This is a genomic window from Geobacillus sp. FSL W8-0026, from assembly GCF_037966255.1.
Lineage (GTDB): Bacteria > Bacillota > Bacilli > Bacillales > Anoxybacillaceae > Geobacillus > Geobacillus icigianus.
Genome location: NZ_CP150194.1, coordinates 435223 through 456799, shown reverse-complemented (window position 1 = coordinate 456799; position 21577 = coordinate 435223). Strand labels below are relative to the sequence as shown.

The window sequence follows — 21577 nt, the reverse complement described above, 5'->3', positions numbered from 1 at the left end:
GGCACCTCACTCAGCCGGAAGCACTATATCGACACGAAGCGCTCTGGCGACATTGAACATGAAAGAAGGTGTCCACAAAACGTGGGACACCTTCTGTTCATCACCTGTCATCGTTTCATCCAACGGTTGCCCCTCTATTCCCCCGCCCATTTCATCCGCTGAAGCAACGAATACGGAATCGCCTCTCCAACGCGCCCGTTCCGCCCAGTCGTCGTTTCCGCCATCGTCAATGAGTTCCAAATCGCTTCCTCTGTCGCCTCAACAGCCGCTTGAAACAGCTCATTCATGAGCGGCGCATCATCGCGGACAAGCGGCAGCAGCGCCTGATGGACGGAATCGGCAACATGCGGAATCGTGTATGCCGTGGAAAAGGCAATGACGATATCGCCGCTGCCGTGATGAACATGACTCCCCGTCCGCGCCAGCCCCATCGCCGCCCGCTTCGCCAACCGCTTCAATTGCCGCGCATCAAGCGGCGCATCGGTCGCCACGATCATCATAATCGACCCAGGCGGCACGTCCCGCTCATCAAACGATGGCGGCACATACGGCACAAACCGCAGCTCTTCGCGCCGCCCAAAATTGCTCACGACAAGCGTCCCGACCGTATACATCCCGCCCGCGATCCGCGATGAACTGCCGACTCCCCCTTTCCAGCCGAAACACATCATACCTGTCCCCGCGCCAACCGCTCCTTCTTCCATATCCACCCGCGCTTCGGCAATCGCCTGTTTCGCATGCGCCTTCGTCACCGCCAGCGCCCGCGCCGCATTCAAATAGCTGTCATTGCACTCCCCGACCACGATGTTGACAGACCCGGCCGTGTCGCCAATCTCCGGCGTCATCTCCATCATATACTCAAGCGTTCCTTGCCAGACAGCGCCGACACTGAACGTACTCGTCAGCATCATCGGCGACTCGATCGTCCCCAACTCCTCGACTTGCACGAGCCCCGCCGTTTTCCCGAACCCGTTCAGGACAAAGCACGCCGCCGGCACCTTCTCTAAAAACCAATTCCCCCCATGCGGCAACACCGCCGTCACCCCAGTGCGGATCACCGTCCGTTCATCCCGCTCTTCACGAACCGTCACATGCCCGACCCGAACACCGGACACATCCGTGATTTGATTCCGCTTCCCTGTCGGAAGCGTGCCGATCGAAAACCCGAGATCGCGAAGTTTTTGGCGCATCGATGCGAAGCCTCCTGTCATAAATCCATTCCTCTTTTCATCATAACTTAAAGAAAGCATGAAAGTATAGAAAAAGAACTTGCATTTTCCAAATATGTGCATTATTATAGTCATAGGATCATACCACAGCAATGATCTCAGGGTTACGATGATAAGGGCTTTCTGCTTGGGCAGAATGACCCGCGGCGTTGGGGATCGCCTATCGCCCGCTTTTGGCGGGCATTCCCCACTCTTAGGCGAACGAAGACCTTGGCGGAAAACGCTAAGGTCTTTTTTACTACATTATTCCGTTATGGGAGGGGATCGAAGTGAGATACAAAATCGGCCTCGATATCGGTATTACATCTGTCGGCTGGGCAGTCATTAATCTGGATCTTCCTCGTATCGAAGATTTGGGCGTCCGCATCTTTGACAGGGCGGAAAACCCACAAACGGGAGAATCACTAGCTCTCCCTCGACGCCTCGCCCGCTCAGCCCGGCGTCGTCTGCGCCGCCGCAGGCATCGTCTTGAGCGCATTCGCCGTCTGCTCACCCGTGAAAAAGTCTTAACGCAAGAAGAACTGGACAAGCTATTCGAGAAAAAACATGAAATTGATGTCTGGCAGCTGCGCGTTGAAGCGTTAGATCGAAAACTAAATAACGATGAATTGGCCCGCGTTCTCCTTCATCTAGCCAAGCGGCGCGGCTTCAAATCCAACCGCAAAAGCGAGCGCAGCAACAAAGAAAACAGTACGATGCTCAAACATATCGAAGAAAACCGCTCCATTCTCACAGGCTACCGGACCGTCGGTGAAATGATCGTGAGAGACCCAAAATTTGTGCTTCATAAGCGCAATAAAGGAGAAAATTACACAAACACGATCGCACGTGACGACCTAGAACGCGAGATCCAACTTATTTTTGCCAGACAGCGCGAGTTGGGAAACATGATTTGCACAGAAGCGTTTGAGAATGAGTATATCGCCATTTGGTCTTCGCAGCGCCCTGTCGCCTCCAAAGATGACATCGAGAAAAAGGTCGGCTTTTGTACCTTTGAACCGAAAGAAAAGCGGGCACCTAAGGCAACATACACATTCCAATCGTTCATCGCTTGGGAGCACATCAATAAATTGCGGCTCGTCTCCCCATCAGGAACGCGGGAACTCACCGATGAAGAACGACGCCTTTTGTATGAACAGGCATTCCAAAAAAACAAACTTACCTATCATGATATACGAACATTGCTCCATTTGCCTGATGACACCTACTTTAAAGGTATTGTGTACGATTGGGGCGAACCGCTAAAGCAAAACGAAAACATCCGATTCCTTGAACTCGACGCCTATCATCAAATTCGCAAAACCGTCGATAAGGTTTATGGAAGAGGAAAGTCAAGTTCATTTCTGCCAATCGATTTTGATACATTCGGTTACGCCCTGACATTATTCAAAGATGATGCCGACATTCGCAGCTACTTGCGAAATGAATATGAACAAAACGGGAAGCGGATAGCAAATTTGGCAAACAAGGTATATGACAACGAACTGATTGAAGAATTATTGAACTTGTCATTCACCAAATTCGGCCATTTGTCGCTAAAAGCACTCCGCAACATTCTCCCGTATATGGAACAAGGCGAAGTCTACTCTTCGGCTTGTGAGCGAGCGGGATACACGTTTACAGGGCCAACGAAGAAACAAAAAACAGTGCTGCTGCCGACTATTCCACCGATCGCCAATCCGGTCGTCATGCGCGCGTTGACACAGGCGCGAAAAGTGGTGAATGCCATCATCAAAAAGTACGGCTCGCCGGTATCGATTCATATCGAATTAGCCCGCGATTTGTCACAAACATTTGACGAGCGGAAAAAAACAAAAAAAGAACAAGATGAAAACAGAAAGAGAAACGAAACTGCCATCCGCCAGCTGATCGAATACGGGCTGACACGAAACCCAACTGGCCATGACATTGTTAAGTTCAAACTGTGGAGCGAGCAAAACGGAAGATGCGCCTACTCGCTTCAGCCAATCGAAATCGAGCGACTGCTTGAACCGGGCTATGTAGAAGTAGATCACGTGATTCCATATAGCCGGAGCTTGGATGACAGTTATACCAATAAAGTATTAGTATTGACAAAAGAAAACCGCGAAAAAGGCAACCGCATCCCTGCCGAGTATTTAGGTATAGGAACTGAGCGCTGGCAACAGTTCGAAACGTTTGTGTTAACGAACAAGCAGTTTTCTAAAAAGAAGCGGGATCGGCTGCTCCGGCTTCATTACGATGAAAGCGAAGAAGCAGAATGGAAAAACCGAAATTTAAATGACACCCGGTATATTTCACGCTTTTTCGCCAACTTTATTCGTGAACATCTCAAATTCGCCGACAGTGATGACAAGCAAAAAGTATATACAGTCAACGGCCGCGTTACCGCCCATTTGCGCAGCCGCTGGGATTTTAACAAAAACCGGGAAGAATCCGATTTGCACCATGCCGTGGACGCCGCAATCGTCGCCTGCACAACGCCGAGCGATATCGCCAAAGTCACCGCCTTCTATCAACGGCGCGAACAAGCCAAAGAACTGGCTAAAAAGACGGAACCGCACTTTCCACAACCTTGGCCGCACTTCGCCGATGAACTACGGGCACGTTTATCAAAAAATCCAAAGGAGAGTATAAAAGCTCTCAATCTTGGAAATTATGATAACGAGAAACTCGAATCGTTGCAGCCGGTTTTTGTCTCCCGCATGCCGAAGCGGAGCGTAACAGGGGCGGCTCATCAAGAAACATTGCGACGTTATATTGGCATCGATGAACGGAGCGGGAAAATCCAAACTGTTGTCAAAACGAAACTGTCCGAAATCAAGCTGGATGCAAGCGGACATTTTCCTATGTACGGCAAAGAAAGCGACCCAAGGACATACGAAGCGATCCGCCTGCGGTTGCTTGAGCATAACAATGATCCGAGAAAAGCATTCCAGGAACCTCTTTACAAACCGAAAAAGAACGGGGAACCAGGACCTATCATTCGGACAGTGAAAATCATCGACACAAAAAACCAAGTCATCCCGCTCAATGATGACAAAACTGTCGCCTACAACAGCAACATCGTTCGAGTTGACGTATTTGAAAAAGATAGGAAATACTATTGTGTTCCCGTCTACACAATGGACATCATGAAAAAGGTTTTGCCAAACAAAGCCATCGAACCAAACAAGCCGTACTCCGAGTGGAAGGAAATGACGGAGGACTATACGTTCCGATTCAGCCTGTACCCGAATGATCTCATTCGCATTGAGCTTCCGCGGGAAAAAACAGTGAAAACAACCGCAGGCCATGAAATCAACATTAAAGATGTGTTTGTCTACTACAAAACGATTGACTCAGCCACAGGAGGACTGGAGTTGATCAGCCATGACAACAGTTTCTCACTCCGCGGCATCGGTTCAAGAACCCTGAAACGATTCGAGAAATACCAAGTAGATGTGCTCGGCAACATCTACAAAGTGAGAGGGGAAAAGAGAGTTGGGGTGGCGTCATCTGCTCATCCGGAAACCGGGGAAACTATCCGTCCGTTACAATCAACTCGTGATTGAACAGGAAGAAAAAGTTTCTATCCCGCTGGAGGATATTTGTTCCATTATCATCGAGGAACAAGCCGTCAGCGTAACAGCAGTCGCTTTAAGCAAAATAGCCGAATATAACATTGCATTGTTCACCTGTGACCAAAAACGGCTCCCCAACGGGGTGTTGCAGCCGTTTCAAAAACATTCTCGCCAAGTAGGCGTGCTGCACATGCAGTACGCCTACTCCAAGCCTTTTAAAAAGCGAATTTGGCAGCGGATCGTGATCCAAAAACTCGTCAATCAAGGAAAGTGTTTGGAGTTCTTGAACAAAGAAGGAGCCGACGAGCTATACCGCATCAGCAAAACCGTCGACTCCGGAGATAACAATAACCGTGAAGCATATGGGGCAAAAAAGTATTTCCAATATTTATTCGGCAATGAGTTTACCCGGCGAAGCGATTCAGTCATAAACGCAGCTTTAAACTATGGATACGCCATCATGCGTGGACTCGTCGCTCGTTCTCTCGTCGGGTATGGTTTTTTCCCATGCCTAGGAATTTACCACGATAACGAGTTGAACAAATTTAATCTCGCCGACGACTTTATGGAAGTATTGCGCCCGCTCATCGATCTATACGTAGCCCAGCACATCCAACCGGATGATGAATTTTCTCCATCCATTCGGGCAGACTTATACAATTTAGTCAATATGGACATACTAGTGAATGGAGAAAGATTGACCGTCGTGAACGCGGTAGAAGAAATGACAAAAAGCTTCGTGACCGCAAGCCGAAGCCAAAACCCTTCGTTGTTGAAATTGCCGGAACTTCTCCCATTGCAACTGCACGTGTATGAGTAAGTTTATGCGGCTGCTCGTCTTTTTTGATCTTCCCGTCGTGACCAACCGGGAGAAACGCGAATACCGGCGATTTCGCACATTCCTGCTCAACGAAGGGTATGATATGCTACAGTTTTCGGTTTACAGCCGTGTCTGCCATGGACATGAGGCGACGGATAAACACTTGGCAAGATTAAAACGCAACTTACCCCCTCGAGGATCGATTCGGGCGATGATCGTAACGGAAAAGATCCATGGGCAGCGTGATCTGCCCTCCACCCGGGGATGAAAATCCTACGCCAGTCCTGCATTTTCACGGAAAAGATCCATGGGCAACGTTTTGCCCTCCACCCAGGGATGAAAATCCGCGCCAGTGCGGCATTTTCACGGAAAAGATCCATGGGCAACGTTTTGCCCTCCACCCAGGGATGAAAATCCCCCTTTTCTTCCCATAATGAAGAATAGGCGCAAACAGTTCAACAGGACGTTATGCTTAATGGTGGCTTAGACCCTGTACGGAAAAGTGTTTGAATCCACTGGGTGCACCACCCATTGTCCGCCCTTTCCTGTGATAGAGGAAAGGTGACGACGAACGGAAAACTGCCGCATTTCTCCCGTGGATTCGCTGTTTGCGCACTCGATCATCGAAAAGGAGGATTTTCATCATGGATGTCATCTATCCTCGCTGCGCAGGATTGGATGTTCATGCCGAAACCATCGTCGCCTGCGCGCTATGGGAAGAAGATGGACACATTCAAAAGGACATTCAAACCTTCTCCACGTTCTCGAAAGGACTTGGCGACCTGCTTGAGTGGCTCGAAGAACATGGCGTTACCCATGTCGCCATGGAATCCACCGGCGTGTATTGGAAACCGGTCTTTGCCTTCCTCGAGGGCTATGTCGACTTGACACTGGCCAATCCGCAGCGGATCAAAAATGTCCCGGGAAGAAAAACCGATGTCTCTGACGCCGAGTGGATCGCCAAGCTGCTCCGCCATGGACTCATTGAAAAAAGTTTCGTCCCCCCAGCGGATATTCGCGAATTGCGGGATTTTACCCGCCTCCGCAAAAAGTGGGTCGGACAGTTGAGTTCAGAGAAAAACCGGATTCAAAAAGTGCTGGAGTCTTCCAATGTCAAACTGGGCTCCGTCCTCTCGGATCTCTTCGGCGTTTCCGGACGAAACATCCTTGCCCGGCTGCTCGAGAAGGGATACGTGGACAAGGACGAGCTGGATCAATGCCTGCGCGGCAGGCTCAAAACGAAAAAGCAGGCGGTGTATGATTCGCTGCTGGGCACCTTGACCGAACACGAGCTCCGTCTCCTTCGCCTCTTGTGGAAACACGTGGAGGAATTGGAGCAGTTAATCGAAGAAGTCGACCAGCACATCGACCGCCTGCTCGAGCCGTATCGGGAGGAAGTGGACTTACTGATGACCATGCCTGGAATCAAAAAACAAACCGCCGCCGTCATCATCGCCGAGATGGGAACCGACATGAGCGTCTTTGAAACGCCGGAACGGGTGGCTTCATGGACGGGGTTGTCCCCCGGCAACCATGAAAGCGCCGGAAAGCGAAAGAGCACGCGTACGACTAAAGGCAATCCCCATCTTCGATCAGCGTTATGCGAGGCGGCATGGTCAGCAGCTCGATCCAAGACACATCCCTTGTCCCGAAAATTTTGGTCGTTGGCGGCCCGATGCGGGAAGAAAAAAGCCCTCATCGCCACGGCTCGACGAATGTTGGTGATCATCTTTTGCATGATCTCCCGCAAAGAGTCGTTCCGCCAACCACAACTTATCTAGTATAGCCAACAGGCAGCCAGATCATACGAGATGTCCGAAAATCGGGCACCTCTGCTTTCCTATTGCCTTCTTTGGCCATTTTCAGTATACCCGCACGGATCAGGAGCGTATACAGCACTCACCCAGTGGTGGGGATTTTCACGGAAAAGATCCATGGGCAACGTTTTGCCCTCCACCCAGGGATGAAAATCCCCCTTTTCTTCCCATAATGAAGAATAGGCGCAAACAGTTCAACAGGACGTTATGCTTAATGGTGGCTTAGACCCTGTACGGAAAAGTGTTTGAATCCACTGGGTGCACCACCCATTGTCCGCCCTTTCCTGTGATAGAGGAAAGGTGACGACGAACGGAAAACTGCCGCATTTCTCCCGTGGATTCGCTGTTTGCGCACTCGATCATCGAAAAGGAGGATTTTCATCATGGATGTCATCTATCCTCGCTGCGCAGGATTGGATGTTCATGCCGAAACCATCGTCGCCTGCGCGCTATGGGAAGAAGATGGACACATTCAAAAGGACATTCAAACCTTCTCCACGTTCTCGAAAGGACTTGGCGACCTGCTTGAGTGGCTCGAAGAACATGGCGTTACCCATGTCGCCATGGAATCCACCGGCGTGTATTGGAAACCGGTCTTTGCCTTCCTCGAGGGCTATGTCGACTTGACACTGGCCAATCCGCAGCGGATCAAAAATGTCCCGGGAAGAAAAACCGATGTCTCTGACGCCGAGTGGATCGCCAAGCTGCTCCGCCATGGACTCATTGAAAAAAGTTTCGTCCCCCCAGCGGATATTCGCGAATTGCGGGATTTTACCCGCCTCCGCAAAAAGTGGGTCGGACAGTTGAGTTCAGAGAAAAACCGGATTCAAAAAGTGCTGGAGTCTTCCAATGTCAAACTGGGCTCCGTCCTCTCGGATCTCTTCGGCGTTTCCGGACGAAACATCCTTGCCCGGCTGCTCGAGAAGGGATACGTGGACAAGGACGAGCTGGATCAATGCCTGCGCGGCAGGCTCAAAACGAAAAAGCAGGCGGTGTATGATTCGCTGCTGGGCACCTTGACCGAACACGAGCTCCGTCTCCTTCGCCTCTTGTGGAAACACGTGGAGGAATTGGAGCAGTTAATCGAAGAAGTCGACCAGCACATCGACCGCCTGCTCGAGCCGTATCGGGAGGAAGTGGACTTACTGATGACCATGCCTGGAATCAAAAAACAAACCGCCGCCGTCATCATCGCCGAGATGGGAACCGACATGAGCGTCTTTGAAACGCCGGAACGGGTGGCTTCATGGACGGGGTTGTCCCCCGGCAACCATGAAAGCGCCGGAAAGCGAAAGAGCACGCGTACGACTAAAGGCAATCCCCATCTTCGATCAGCGTTATGCGAGGCGGCATGGTCAGCAGCTCGATCCAAGACACATCCCTTGTCCCGAAAATTTTGGTCGTTGGCGGCCCGATGCGGGAAGAAAAAAGCCCTCATCGCCACGGCTCGACGAATGTTGGTGATCATCTTTTGCATGATCTCCCGCAAAGAGTCGTTCCGCCAACCACAACTTATCTAGTATAGCCAACAGGCAGCCAGATCATACGAGATGTCCGAAAATCGGGCACCTCTGCTTTCCTATTGCCTTCTTTGGCCATTTTCAGTATACCCGCACGGATCAGGAGCGTATACAGCACTCACCCAGTGGTGGGGATTTTCACGGAAAAGATCCATGGGCAACGTTTTGCCCTCCACCCAGGGATGAAAATCCCCCTTTTCTTCCCATAATGAAGAATAGGCGCAAACAGTTCAACAGGACGTTATGCTTAATGGTGGCTTAGACCCTGTACGGAAAAGTGTTTGAATCCACTGGGTGCACCACCCATTGTCCGCCCTTTCCTGTGATAGAGGAAAGGTGACGACGAACGGAAAACTGCCGCATTTCTCCCGTGGATTCGCTGTTTGCGCACTCGATCATCGAAAAGGAGGATTTTCATCATGGATGTCATCTATCCTCGCTGCGCAGGATTGGATGTTCATGCCGAAACCATCGTCGCCTGCGCGCTATGGGAAGAAGATGGACACATTCAAAAGGACATTCAAACCTTCTCCACGTTCTCGAAAGGACTTGGCGACCTGCTTGAGTGGCTCGAAGAACATGGCGTTACCCATGTCGCCATGGAATCCACCGGCGTGTATTGGAAACCGGTCTTTGCCTTCCTCGAGGGCTATGTCGACTTGACACTGGCCAATCCGCAGCGGATCAAAAATGTCCCGGGAAGAAAAACCGATGTCTCTGACGCCGAGTGGATCGCCAAGCTGCTCCGCCATGGACTCATTGAAAAAAGTTTCGTCCCCCCAGCGGATATTCGCGAATTGCGGGATTTTACCCGCCTCCGCAAAAAGTGGGTCGGACAGTTGAGTTCAGAGAAAAACCGGATTCAAAAAGTGCTGGAGTCTTCCAATGTCAAACTGGGCTCCGTCCTCTCGGATCTCTTCGGCGTTTCCGGACGAAACATCCTTGCCCGGCTGCTCGAGAAGGGATACGTGGACAAGGACGAGCTGGATCAATGCCTGCGCGGCAGGCTCAAAACGAAAAAGCAGGCGGTGTATGATTCGCTGCTGGGCACCTTGACCGAACACGAGCTCCGTCTCCTTCGCCTCTTGTGGAAACACGTGGAGGAATTGGAGCAGTTAATCGAAGAAGTCGACCAGCACATCGACCGCCTGCTCGAGCCGTATCGGGAGGAAGTGGACTTACTGATGACCATGCCTGGAATCAAAAAACAAACCGCCGCCGTCATCATCGCCGAGATGGGAACCGACATGAGCGTCTTTGAAACGCCGGAACGGGTGGCTTCATGGACGGGGTTGTCCCCCGGCAACCATGAAAGCGCCGGAAAGCGAAAGAGCACGCGTACGACTAAAGGCAATCCCCATCTTCGATCAGCGTTATGCGAGGCGGCATGGTCAGCAGCTCGATCCAAGACACATCCCTTGTCCCGAAAATTTTGGTCGTTGGCGGCCCGATGCGGGAAGAAAAAAGCCCTCATCGCCACGGCTCGACGAATGTTGGTGATCATCTTTTGCATGATCTCCCGCAAAGAGTCGTTCCGCCAACCACAACTTATCTAGTATAGCCAACAGGCAGCCAGATCATACGAGATGTCCGAAAATCGGGCACCTCTGCTTTCCTATTGCCTTCTTTGGCCATTTTCAGTATACCCGCACGGATCAGGAGCGTATACAGCACTCACCCAGTGGTGGGGATTTTCACGGAAAAGATCCATGGGCAACGTTTTGCCCTCCACCCAGGGATGAAAATCCCCCTTTTCTTCCCATAATGAAGAATAGGCGCAAACAGTTCAACAGGACGTTATGCTTAATGGTGGCTTAGACCCTGTACGGAAAAGTGTTTGAATCCACTGGGTGCACCACCCATTGTCCGCCCTTTCCTGTGATAGAGGAAAGGTGACGACGAACGGAAAACTGCCGCATTTCTCCCGTGGATTCGCTGTTTGCGCACTCGATCATCGAAAAGGAGGATTTTCATCATGGATGTCATCTATCCTCGCTGCGCAGGATTGGATGTTCATGCCGAAACCATCGTCGCCTGCGCGCTATGGGAAGAAGATGGACACATTCAAAAGGACATTCAAACCTTCTCCACGTTCTCGAAAGGACTTGGCGACCTGCTTGAGTGGCTCGAAGAACATGGCGTTACCCATGTCGCCATGGAATCCACCGGCGTGTATTGGAAACCGGTCTTTGCCTTCCTCGAGGGCTATGTCGACTTGACACTGGCCAATCCGCAGCGGATCAAAAATGTCCCGGGAAGAAAAACCGATGTCTCTGACGCCGAGTGGATCGCCAAGCTGCTCCGCCATGGACTCATTGAAAAAAGTTTCGTCCCCCCAGCGGATATTCGCGAATTGCGGGATTTTACCCGCCTCCGCAAAAAGTGGGTCGGACAGTTGAGTTCAGAGAAAAACCGGATTCAAAAAGTGCTGGAGTCTTCCAATGTCAAACTGGGCTCCGTCCTCTCGGATCTCTTCGGCGTTTCCGGACGAAACATCCTTGCCCGGCTGCTCGAGAAGGGATACGTGGACAAGGACGAGCTGGATCAATGCCTGCGCGGCAGGCTCAAAACGAAAAAGCAGGCGGTGTATGATTCGCTGCTGGGCACCTTGACCGAACACGAGCTCCGTCTCCTTCGCCTCTTGTGGAAACACGTGGAGGAATTGGAGCAGTTAATCGAAGAAGTCGACCAGCACATCGACCGCCTGCTCGAGCCGTATCGGGAGGAAGTGGACTTACTGATGACCATGCCTGGAATCAAAAAACAAACCGCCGCCGTCATCATCGCCGAGATGGGAACCGACATGAGCGTCTTTGAAACGCCGGAACGGGTGGCTTCATGGACGGGGTTGTCCCCCGGCAACCATGAAAGCGCCGGAAAGCGAAAGAGCACGCGTACGACTAAAGGCAATCCCCATCTTCGATCAGCGTTATGCGAGGCGGCATGGTCAGCAGCTCGATCCAAGACACATCCCTTGTCCCGAAAATTTTGGTCGTTGGCGGCCCGATGCGGGAAGAAAAAAGCCCTCATCGCCACGGCTCGACGAATGTTGGTGATCATCTTTTGCATGATCTCCCGCAAAGAGTCGTTCCGCCAACCACAACTTATCTAGTATAGCCAACAGGCAGCCAGATCATACGAGATGTCCGAAAATCGGGCACCTCTGCTTTCCTATTGCCTTCTTTGGCCATTTTCAGTATACCCGCACGGATCAGGAGCGTATACAGCACTCACCCAGTGGTGGGGATTTTCACGGAAAAGATCCATGGGCAACGTTTTGCCCTCCACCCAGGGATGAAAATCCCCCTTTTCTTCCCATAATGAAGAATAGGCGCAAACAGTTCAACAGGACGTTATGCTTAATGGTGGCTTAGACCCTGTACGGAAAAGTGTTTGAATCCACTGGGTGCACCACCCATTGTCCGCCCTTTCCTGTGATAGAGGAAAGGTGACGACGAACGGAAAACTGCCGCATTTCTCCCGTGGATTCGCTGTTTGCGCACTCGATCATCGAAAAGGAGGATTTTCATCATGGATGTCATCTATCCTCGCTGCGCAGGATTGGATGTTCATGCCGAAACCATCGTCGCCTGCGCGCTATGGGAAGAAGATGGACACATTCAAAAGGACATTCAAACCTTCTCCACGTTCTCGAAAGGACTTGGCGACCTGCTTGAGTGGCTCGAAGAACATGGCGTTACCCATGTCGCCATGGAATCCACCGGCGTGTATTGGAAACCGGTCTTTGCCTTCCTCGAGGGCTATGTCGACTTGACACTGGCCAATCCGCAGCGGATCAAAAATGTCCCGGGAAGAAAAACCGATGTCTCTGACGCCGAGTGGATCGCCAAGCTGCTCCGCCATGGACTCATTGAAAAAAGTTTCGTCCCCCCAGCGGATATTCGCGAATTGCGGGATTTTACCCGCCTCCGCAAAAAGTGGGTCGGACAGTTGAGTTCAGAGAAAAACCGGATTCAAAAAGTGCTGGAGTCTTCCAATGTCAAACTGGGCTCCGTCCTCTCGGATCTCTTCGGCGTTTCCGGACGAAACATCCTTGCCCGGCTGCTCGAGAAGGGATACGTGGACAAGGACGAGCTGGATCAATGCCTGCGCGGCAGGCTCAAAACGAAAAAGCAGGCGGTGTATGATTCGCTGCTGGGCACCTTGACCGAACACGAGCTCCGTCTCCTTCGCCTCTTGTGGAAACACGTGGAGGAATTGGAGCAGTTAATCGAAGAAGTCGACCAGCACATCGACCGCCTGCTCGAGCCGTATCGGGAGGAAGTGGACTTACTGATGACCATGCCTGGAATCAAAAAACAAACCGCCGCCGTCATCATCGCCGAGATGGGAACCGACATGAGCGTCTTTGAAACGCCGGAACGGGTGGCTTCATGGACGGGGTTGTCCCCCGGCAACCATGAAAGCGCCGGAAAGCGAAAGAGCACGCGTACGACTAAAGGCAATCCCCATCTTCGATCAGCGTTATGCGAGGCGGCATGGTCAGCAGCTCGATCCAAGACACATCCCTTGTCCCGAAAATTTTGGTCGTTGGCGGCCCGATGCGGGAAGAAAAAAGCCCTCATCGCCACGGCTCGACGAATGTTGGTGATCATCTTTTGCATGATCTCCCGCAAAGAGTCGTTCCGCCAACCACAACTTATCTAGTATAGCCAACAGGCAGCCAGATCATACGAGATGTCCGAAAATCGGGCACCTCTGCTTTCCTATTGCCTTCTTTGGCCATTTTCAGTATACCCGCACGGATCAGGAGCGTATACAGCACTCACCCAGTGGTGGGGATTTTCACGGAAAAGATCCATGGGCAACGTTTTGCCCTCCACCCAGGGATGAAAATCCCCCTTTTCTTCCCATAATGAAGAATAGGCGCAAACAGTTCAACAGGACGTTATGCTTAATGGTGGCTTAGACCCTGTACGGAAAAGTGTTTGAATCCACTGGGTGCACCACCCATTGTCCGCCCTTTCCTGTGATAGAGGAAAGGTGACGACGAACGGAAAACTGCCGCATTTCTCCCGTGGATTCGCTGTTTGCGCACTCGATCATCGAAAAGGAGGATTTTCATCATGGATGTCATCTATCCTCGCTGCGCAGGATTGGATGTTCATGCCGAAACCATCGTCGCCTGCGCGCTATGGGAAGAAGATGGACACATTCAAAAGGACATTCAAACCTTCTCCACGTTCTCGAAAGGACTTGGCGACCTGCTTGAGTGGCTCGAAGAACATGGCGTTACCCATGTCGCCATGGAATCCACCGGCGTGTATTGGAAACCGGTCTTTGCCTTCCTCGAGGGCTATGTCGACTTGACACTGGCCAATCCGCAGCGGATCAAAAATGTCCCGGGAAGAAAAACCGATGTCTCTGACGCCGAGTGGATCGCCAAGCTGCTCCGCCATGGACTCATTGAAAAAAGTTTCGTCCCCCCAGCGGATATTCGCGAATTGCGGGATTTTACCCGCCTCCGCAAAAAGTGGGTCGGACAGTTGAGTTCAGAGAAAAACCGGATTCAAAAAGTGCTGGAGTCTTCCAATGTCAAACTGGGCTCCGTCCTCTCGGATCTCTTCGGCGTTTCCGGACGAAACATCCTTGCCCGGCTGCTCGAGAAGGGATACGTGGACAAGGACGAGCTGGATCAATGCCTGCGCGGCAGGCTCAAAACGAAAAAGCAGGCGGTGTATGATTCGCTGCTGGGCACCTTGACCGAACACGAGCTCCGTCTCCTTCGCCTCTTGTGGAAACACGTGGAGGAATTGGAGCAGTTAATCGAAGAAGTCGACCAGCACATCGACCGCCTGCTCGAGCCGTATCGGGAGGAAGTGGACTTACTGATGACCATGCCTGGAATCAAAAAACAAACCGCCGCCGTCATCATCGCCGAGATGGGAACCGACATGAGCGTCTTTGAAACGCCGGAACGGGTGGCTTCATGGACGGGGTTGTCCCCCGGCAACCATGAAAGCGCCGGAAAGCGAAAGAGCACGCGTACGACTAAAGGCAATCCCCATCTTCGATCAGCGTTATGCGAGGCGGCATGGTCAGCAGCTCGATCCAAGACACATCCCTTGTCCCGAAAATTTTGGTCGTTGGCGGCCCGATGCGGGAAGAAAAAAGCCCTCATCGCCACGGCTCGACGAATGTTGGTGATCATCTTTTGCATGATCTCCCGCAAAGAGTCGTTCCGCCAACCACAACTTATCTAGTATAGCCAACAGGCAGCCAGATCATACGAGATGTCCGAAAATCGGGCACCTCTGCTTTCCTATTGCCTTCTTTGGCCATTTTCAGTATACCCGCACGGATCAGGAGCGTATACAGCACTCACCCAGTGGTGGGGATTTTCACGGAAAAGGTCCATGGACAGCGCGATCTGTCCTCCACCCGGGGATGAAAATCCGCGTCAGGCCTGCATTTTCACGGAAAAGCAGTACGCAAAAATGCAACTGCTTCTCGGGGAACCAACAGCCCAAGAAAAGAAAATGACATCCACACAGCTGACACTTTTTTAAAAAACGGAAATGGTTCCCCCTATTGCATAGACACATTCGTATTTTTTTAAAAGCAAAAAAGCCTGCGATCCTTGAGATTGCAGGCTTTTTTGGATACGTATTATACCACAGCGATAATCTCAGGGGAACTATGACTTTCTTGCCGGGGGAGTATAAATCATCATCATTATACCACAGCGATAATCTCAGGGGAACTATGACATTCTTTTTCGTATTCTTCTTTTGTTATTTATTATACCACAGCGATAATCTCAGGGGAACTATGACCGATACGTTCAACATCCTGAGAAGCCTGTTATTATACCACAGCGATAATCTCAGGGGAACTATGACGGCACTGGCAACCCAATCCGGCCAGCGTTCATTATACCACAGCGATAATCTCAGGGGAACTATGACTGATCCATTCGCAAAGTCGTAGCCATCATTATTATACCACAGCGATAATCTCAGGGGAACTATGACAAGAGCGGAATTTATCGCCTCCATCCAGACGTAAAAATCACAACTCACTGATGCGATTTTCACCCAACAAAAAGGCGGTGGATGACCGCCTTCTTCTCTATTCTCAATATTCATTCAACAGGAAACACTAGGGTGAGATCGATCACCCTTTTCCTCTTACTCGCTCAACAAGCTTCGAACCTCTTCTTCAGAAAGATCCACCAACTGGGCAATCTCGGCGGCCGTCATCCCTTTTTGTGCCATCGTCTGAATAAGCCGCTTCATTCCCTGTTTCATGCCTTGTTCCATTCCTTGTTTCATCCCTTGCGCAAGGCCGCGTTTTACCCCTTCTTCCAGCCCTTCTTTTTTCCCTTTTTGCTCGTAGGAGATGATCAGCTCCAGCACTTTCTCTCGTTCTTTCGTTTCCATCGCCTTCACCTCGCTTTGCAGCTGTTGTTCCTCTTCCTCCGTCAACTTCACGTACGTCTCAAAAAACCCAAGCAGCAGCCGCTGCCTCGCCTCATCGAGCTCCAACCGCACTAACATGCGCAAAAACTCTTTTTTCAGCTCCACCTTCTCTCTTTCAGTATACCCCATTTGACTGAGCAGCGCAGCCGCGACCGGATTGTCCTGCCGAATGTACTCCCGCCACTGCTTCTTCCGCAGCGCCACCGGAAAAAAGCGAAACTGCAGCACTTCCCCAAACGGAAATTCCATCGAAAACACAGACGGTTCCTCGCGGAGGGAATCATAGTGGAAGACGGCGATCGGAACGATGCGGGTCCGGTAACTTTCATACAAGCGGCTGAAATAGAGGAACATGCGCTCGGCAAACGACGGCTGGACATACCCTTGCGTTTCCACGTGCACGATGATCAGCCCGTCTTCGCCTTTCAGCTTCGTCTCGACCAGCAAATCAACGCGGTACTTTTCACCGGCCGTCACATCGGTAAACAGCTCTTCGGATAAAAAGGACAGATGGTGGAAATCGATATGCTCGTGCATATCGGGGAAAAAGAGGAGCAGAAACTCTTCGAAAAACGTGCGGATCAGCTCTTTGAACAGCCGATCATGGTCAATCGCCATTCAATCACCTCAACTTGACGGTCTCTCTTTTTCTATTCGCCGTCCCCAAGGCAACATCCTGCTCACAGTGAAAAATTCGTCATAAGTGCGATAAAAACGACTACGCCACCTTCCGCGCCCGCACGGCGATGTATTGTTTCAATCCCTCATAGGTACGATAAAAACCAATACGCAGAAGCCGGGACATATCAAGCAAAGGAGTTTCAATCCCTCATAGGTACGATAAAAACGATGGAGGGCAACCGAATACGCAAGGCGAACCGAGGTTTCAATCCCTCATAGGTACGATAAAAACGATAGCGTCATCGAACAAATATGTCGGACTATCTAGTTTCAATCCCTCATAGGTACGATAAAAACTAAATGCGTTTCATTTGATACACTCCTTTATGAATTATTGTTTCAATCCCTCATAGGTACGATAAAAACATTCCTCCATCTCTCTAGCGTCTTTACCAATCATTGCAGTTTCAATCCCTCATAGGTACGATAAAAACGAAGAGAAACCGGCGGCTTTAGGAGGATTAGGAAAAAGTTTCAATCCCTCATAGGTACGATAAAAACGTTAATGTCCCTGTGCTTGTTTTCATTTGTACATCGTTTCAATCCCTCATAGGTACGATAAAAACTAGGTGTCCCTCATATTTGATACAAGCGGCACCTTGTTTCAATCCCTCATAGGTACGATAAAAACGGATATGACTTCATACTGATCTCGCAAACGGACAAGGTTTCAATCCCTCATAGGTACGATAAAAACAAGTTACGATCTGTTTTTCTTATGGACAACATCATCGTTTCAATCCCTCATAGGTACGATAAAAACCAGGAAGCCACCCGATCGCAAGAACAGCCAACTGAGTTTCAATCCCTCATAGGTACGATAAAAACTACGTGTCAGCGGTCATTTTTATGCTGGCATGACCGTTTCAATCCCTCATAGGTACGATAAAAACAACGATTCAAGCTCCTGTGCAAGAGAAAGCTGACCAGTTTCAATCCCTCATAGGTACGATAAAAACAGCAGTTCCCCTTCCGTGTATTCTGCATCCTTGTCGGTTTCAATCCCTCATAGGTACGATAAAAACCATTGATTGACCATGTGTTTGAAAATGCGGACGCATGTTTCAATCCCTCATAGGTACGATAAAAACTTGGAGATGAAATTGTCATTGAAGCAATGAAACGAGCGCTGTTTCAATCCCTCATAGGTACGATAAAAACCCAACAATCGCTTTGTTTCCGTTCGTTCCGGCCAAGGAGGTTTCAATCCCTCATAGGTACGATAAAAACGGAAAAGTTGTTGCTGTTGCCGACTTAGTATCAATGTTTCAATCCCTCATAGGTACGATAAAAACTTTTTACTCCGTTCCAAACCGTTTCCGCCGTTGATTTGTTTCAATCCCTCATAGGTACGATAAAAACGAAATCACCTCCTCATATTGTTTATACCTCACCATGTTTCAATCCCTCATAGGTACGATAAAAACTTTTTGGTGTGTAATACACCCATAGCGGCACGATGGTTTCAATCCCTCATAGGTACGATAAAAACGGATTGTCGCCTGTGCCATTCGATTCGTCGCCGAAAGTTTCAATCCCTCATAGGTACGATAAAAACGCCACGGCTTTTCGCTCGTACTCCTAGGTTGGTGCGCGTTTCAATCCCTCATAGGTACGATAAAAACATAAATTTTTATATTTACATCACAGTTTACATGCAGTTTCAATCCCTCATAGGTACGATAAAAACGAAGTGGCCGATTTGCCGGCTGAAATCCCTTTCCTGGTTTCAATCCCTCATAGGTACGATAAAAACCAACGCCATCGGAAGTAGCACGTAAAACTCGTCAAGGTTTCAATCCCTCATAGGTACGATAAAAACTATAATGATGGCACTCCGGTTGCTGCAAAAGTACTTGTTTCAATCCCTCATAGGTACGATAAAAACTTTTCAGCCCCTCCTACCCAGAGGGTACGTCCAGAGTTTCAATCCCTCATAGGTACGATAAAAACGTTTTGACAAGTGCGGCTTGTCATCGAGATTGATTAGTTTCAATCCCTCATAGGTACGATAAAAACTTCTTGTCACTATCGATTTTGAAAAACAGAAAGCCGTTTCAATCCCTCATAGGTACGATAAAAACCTTCGTGCCGACGATAAAGGGAGCGATCCCGACAAACTAGTTTCAATCCCTCATAGGTACGATAAAAACCCAAAAAGTGTTGTCATATCAACCTTTTCTCTTCAACGTCATTATCAGAATAACACGTTTCGAAGATTCTGTCAATCAAGTTCAACCATGATGGCTGTAGGGATCAAGCGATCAAAACCAATGTCGTCGACCCCCTAGGTTTTTTGCACGATTGGAGGTCGACGACAATTAGAATGGCTCACTCGCTGATTAACCGAAACATGCCGAATCCTTGGGAATTGCGGCTGCCTAGGCCAACGTGGTATAGAAACGTCAGTTGTTCGGGAGAAGAGGAAAGACGATAATGGCCTAACCAGCCGGTAATATACATATCTTTGAATCTTGTTACCACTCGATGACGGTGGTGGACATGGACAGGCTCGATCATCAATCGCTCTTCTGGCTCGACGCCATAGTACGCTTCGTATTTATGGCGGAAATTCAGCTCCACGAGGTGGGGAAAGACGTCGTCGTCCGGCCCGAAAAAATGCGTTTTCTTTTTGCCATCGATCGTTTCATACGTGCTGTATACGGTGAGCGGGGAGAGCATGGCCACCTCGATGGTGTTTTGGGCAATTTCCACCTTGTCCATCTTCACGCTTTTGACCTCGACCGGCTGATCGTAAAGCCAAATCTCCCGCCGCAGCAACAACTGCTGTCCGAGCTGCTCGGTCAAATCCGGGAGGATCGTGTCGATATGCCATTGGAAATCGTCCAAAAATCGGATCGTTTTCTTTCCCCCATCGACTTCATGCTTTCCAAATAGACGGCTAAATGTAAACAGTTTAAACGATCGCTTCCCATGGCGAAAGCCGATCTCATGCAAAAACGTCGCGAATCGTTCGCTTTCTAGCGACCGATACAACAGGCCTTGCAACAAATGCTGATAATGAAGCGGCAGCGACACCGGGCCCTGCCGCCCGTTCATCGTAATGGTCAGTCTCATGTGAATACCCTGCCTTCTGATAAATACCGTTTCTTCATTGTAGGAGGAACTCATCTCCCTAAAAAACGAAAGGATGATGGTGATGAAAGCCGTTTCTTCATTGTAGGAGGAACTCATCCCCAACCGAGTCAACGAGGCGCAACTTCAAGCGGACGAGTTCTTCTTCATTGTTATAAGATGAACTCATCCCCGCCCTTTTTCACCCCCATTTCTTCTCTTTTCGAGTACTTTTGGGTGCGAAACGTGTAAAAAATGACCGAGTCCTCATCAGGTTCCATGAGTTGGCGCAGTTCCATCTTTAACTTTTCATAATTCGCCGTTGTGATTTCCCCTTCAAACACCGAGTTTTGCACCCAATGAAGATATTTACGAGCAATTTTCAACGCTTTGGCCACACGCTTTTCGTTAAAATCGTACACGAGAATCACAAACACAGTGCTTCCACCTACCAACGAGCTACATAAGGCTCGTACGTTTTTTCACCGAGAAGATGCTTTTGAACTTTATATAACTCAAGGCGAATGAGACGACGATACGATACAGACTTCCCGAGATGACGATGTTGAACCGTCGTCTGCATTTTCTTCTCCAATTCACTGACAAATAACTTTCTTCCTTCTTCATTTAACAAAATGCCGTCGGTTAATTTCTCAAAATGCTTATGCGACAACATATGTCGATTCACTAAGGTGAAAATCAAGCGATCGACAATGATCGGTTTAAAAATTTCCGCAATATCCAAATTCAATGAAAAGCGGCGAAAGTTCGTGCTATGCAAAAAGCCAATGCGCGGATCTAAATACGTTTTATAAATTTCACTCAAACACATCGTGTACACAATCGAGTTCCCAAAGCTAATCAGTGCGTTCAAACGATTATGCGGCGGCCGTTTGGTCCGCTTTTCAAACACAAAATCTGGATGGCGGATGATGGTATCGAACGAAGCATAATACGCTTCACGAATATGGCCTTCTGCCGCCATTAACTGCTCCACCGTTTCCGCCTGATTCAACCTCCCTTCTTCCCGTTCGATCAATTGCAGCGCTTTTTCCAATTCCTCCGGTTCAGAAAGGCGGGAACGGTAATACTTGAGCACCCGCTCCATTTGGCGGATGGAGCCTTGCACAAATAGACAGGCGAGCTCCAATCGTTTGGCTGGATCAATGTAATGCTCGACTTGCTTTACTATGACATGTCCGGAATTCAAATGTTCGCGCGGATAAAAGGAGCCGACGTAATAGCCATAATGATTAAAGTAATGAACGATGATCTCTTTTTGCGCCGCAAACTCCAAAAACCGTTTCGATACGTCCACTTCCCCGAAAATATAAATATCATTCGTATTTTCCACCGGTATATAACGTTTACGTCCTTCTGTTTCGAAATACAGACTATTGTCTTTGCGACGCAGCTCACCATTTTGGAAAATATAAAGCGTCTTTTTCATT

The 21577-nt window shown here is 49.7% G+C and carries 14 protein-coding genes and 2 CRISPR repeat arrays; of the genes, 9 read left to right on the top strand and 5 right to left on the bottom strand.

Annotated elements, in window-relative coordinates; genetic code table 11:
• Window positions 1-134 precede the first annotated feature (134 nt).
• Entirely contained in the window at window positions 135-1190 is a 1056-nt protein-coding gene (locus NST29_RS02340) for a P1 family peptidase (RefSeq protein ID WP_033845048.1), read from the bottom strand.
• Between the two features lie 308 nt (window positions 1191-1498).
• Between NST29_RS02340 and cas9 the strand changes: the two genes are divergently transcribed.
• From cas9 to NST29_RS02295, 9 genes are all read left to right on the top strand, one after another.
• Window positions 1499-4762, top strand: a complete 3264-nt coding sequence (gene cas9 / locus NST29_RS02335) for a type II CRISPR RNA-guided endonuclease Cas9 (RefSeq protein WP_033844707.1) — start codon at window positions 1499-1501, stop codon at window positions 4760-4762.
• Complete coding sequence (cas1, locus tag NST29_RS02330) at window positions 4755-5591, top strand: type II CRISPR-associated endonuclease Cas1 (RefSeq protein WP_231559873.1); 837 nt, start codon at window positions 4755-4757, stop codon at window positions 5589-5591. Before cas9 ends, cas1 begins: the two co-directional genes overlap by 8 nt.
• A gap of 4 nt (window positions 5592-5595) precedes the next feature.
• The gene (gene cas2 / locus NST29_RS02325; RefSeq protein WP_081897275.1) at window positions 5596-5859 is read left to right on the top strand and encodes a CRISPR-associated endonuclease Cas2; all 264 of its coding nucleotides are present in this window, start codon (window positions 5596-5598) and stop codon (window positions 5857-5859) included.
• Between the two features lie 376 nt (window positions 5860-6235).
• Complete coding sequence (locus tag NST29_RS02320) at window positions 6236-7372, top strand: IS110 family transposase (RefSeq protein WP_033842531.1); 1137 nt, start codon at window positions 6236-6238, stop codon at window positions 7370-7372.
• 419 nt (window positions 7373-7791) lie between these two features.
• The gene (locus NST29_RS02315; protein ID WP_033842531.1) at window positions 7792-8928 is read left to right on the top strand and encodes an IS110 family transposase; all 1137 of its coding nucleotides are present in this window, start codon (window positions 7792-7794) and stop codon (window positions 8926-8928) included.
• Between the two features lie 419 nt (window positions 8929-9347).
• The gene (locus NST29_RS02310; RefSeq protein WP_033842531.1) at window positions 9348-10484 is read left to right on the top strand and encodes an IS110 family transposase; all 1137 of its coding nucleotides are present in this window, start codon (window positions 9348-9350) and stop codon (window positions 10482-10484) included.
• Window positions 10485-10903: 419 nt separating this feature from the next.
• Window positions 10904-12040, top strand: a complete 1137-nt coding sequence (locus tag NST29_RS02305; protein ID WP_033842531.1) for an IS110 family transposase — start codon at window positions 10904-10906, stop codon at window positions 12038-12040.
• 419 nt (window positions 12041-12459) lie between these two features.
• Window positions 12460-13596: an IS110 family transposase gene (locus NST29_RS02300; protein WP_033842531.1), complete on the top strand. Its 1137-nt coding sequence runs from the start codon at window positions 12460-12462 to the stop codon at window positions 13594-13596.
• A gap of 419 nt (window positions 13597-14015) precedes the next feature.
• Window positions 14016-15152 (top strand): IS110 family transposase, encoded by a 1137-nt coding sequence (locus tag NST29_RS02295; protein ID WP_033842531.1) that lies wholly within the window; start codon window positions 14016-14018, stop codon window positions 15150-15152.
• A 405-nt stretch (window positions 15153-15557) separates the two neighbouring features.
• A CRISPR array of direct repeats spans window positions 15558-15923; the repeat unit is 36 nt; unit sequence ATTATACCACAGCGATAATCTCAGGGGAACTATGAC.
• 156 nt (window positions 15924-16079) lie between these two features.
• Here the strand turns inward: NST29_RS02295 and NST29_RS02290 are convergent.
• From NST29_RS02290 to cas1b, 4 genes are all read right to left on the bottom strand, one after another.
• Window positions 16080-16988: an Rpn family recombination-promoting nuclease/putative transposase gene (locus tag NST29_RS02290; RefSeq protein WP_033842532.1), complete on the bottom strand. Its 909-nt coding sequence runs from the start codon at window positions 16986-16988 to the stop codon at window positions 16080-16082.
• A 68-nt stretch (window positions 16989-17056) separates the two neighbouring features.
• Window positions 17057-19204: a CRISPR direct-repeat array (repeat unit 30 nt; unit sequence GTTTCAATCCCTCATAGGTACGATAAAAAC).
• Between the two features lie 178 nt (window positions 19205-19382).
• Complete coding sequence (gene cas6 / locus NST29_RS02285; protein WP_033842534.1) at window positions 19383-20129, bottom strand: CRISPR-associated endoribonuclease Cas6; 747 nt, start codon at window positions 20127-20129, stop codon at window positions 19383-19385.
• Between the two features lie 170 nt (window positions 20130-20299).
• Window positions 20300-20563: a CRISPR-associated endonuclease Cas2 gene (gene cas2 / locus NST29_RS02280; RefSeq protein ID WP_172418743.1), complete on the bottom strand. Its 264-nt coding sequence runs from the start codon at window positions 20561-20563 to the stop codon at window positions 20300-20302.
• 11 nt (window positions 20564-20574) lie between these two features.
• Window positions 20575-21576 (bottom strand): type I-B CRISPR-associated endonuclease Cas1b, encoded by a 1002-nt coding sequence (gene cas1b, locus NST29_RS02275; protein WP_033022482.1) that lies wholly within the window; start codon window positions 21574-21576, stop codon window positions 20575-20577.
• Between the last annotated feature and the right edge of the window lies 1 nt (window position 21577).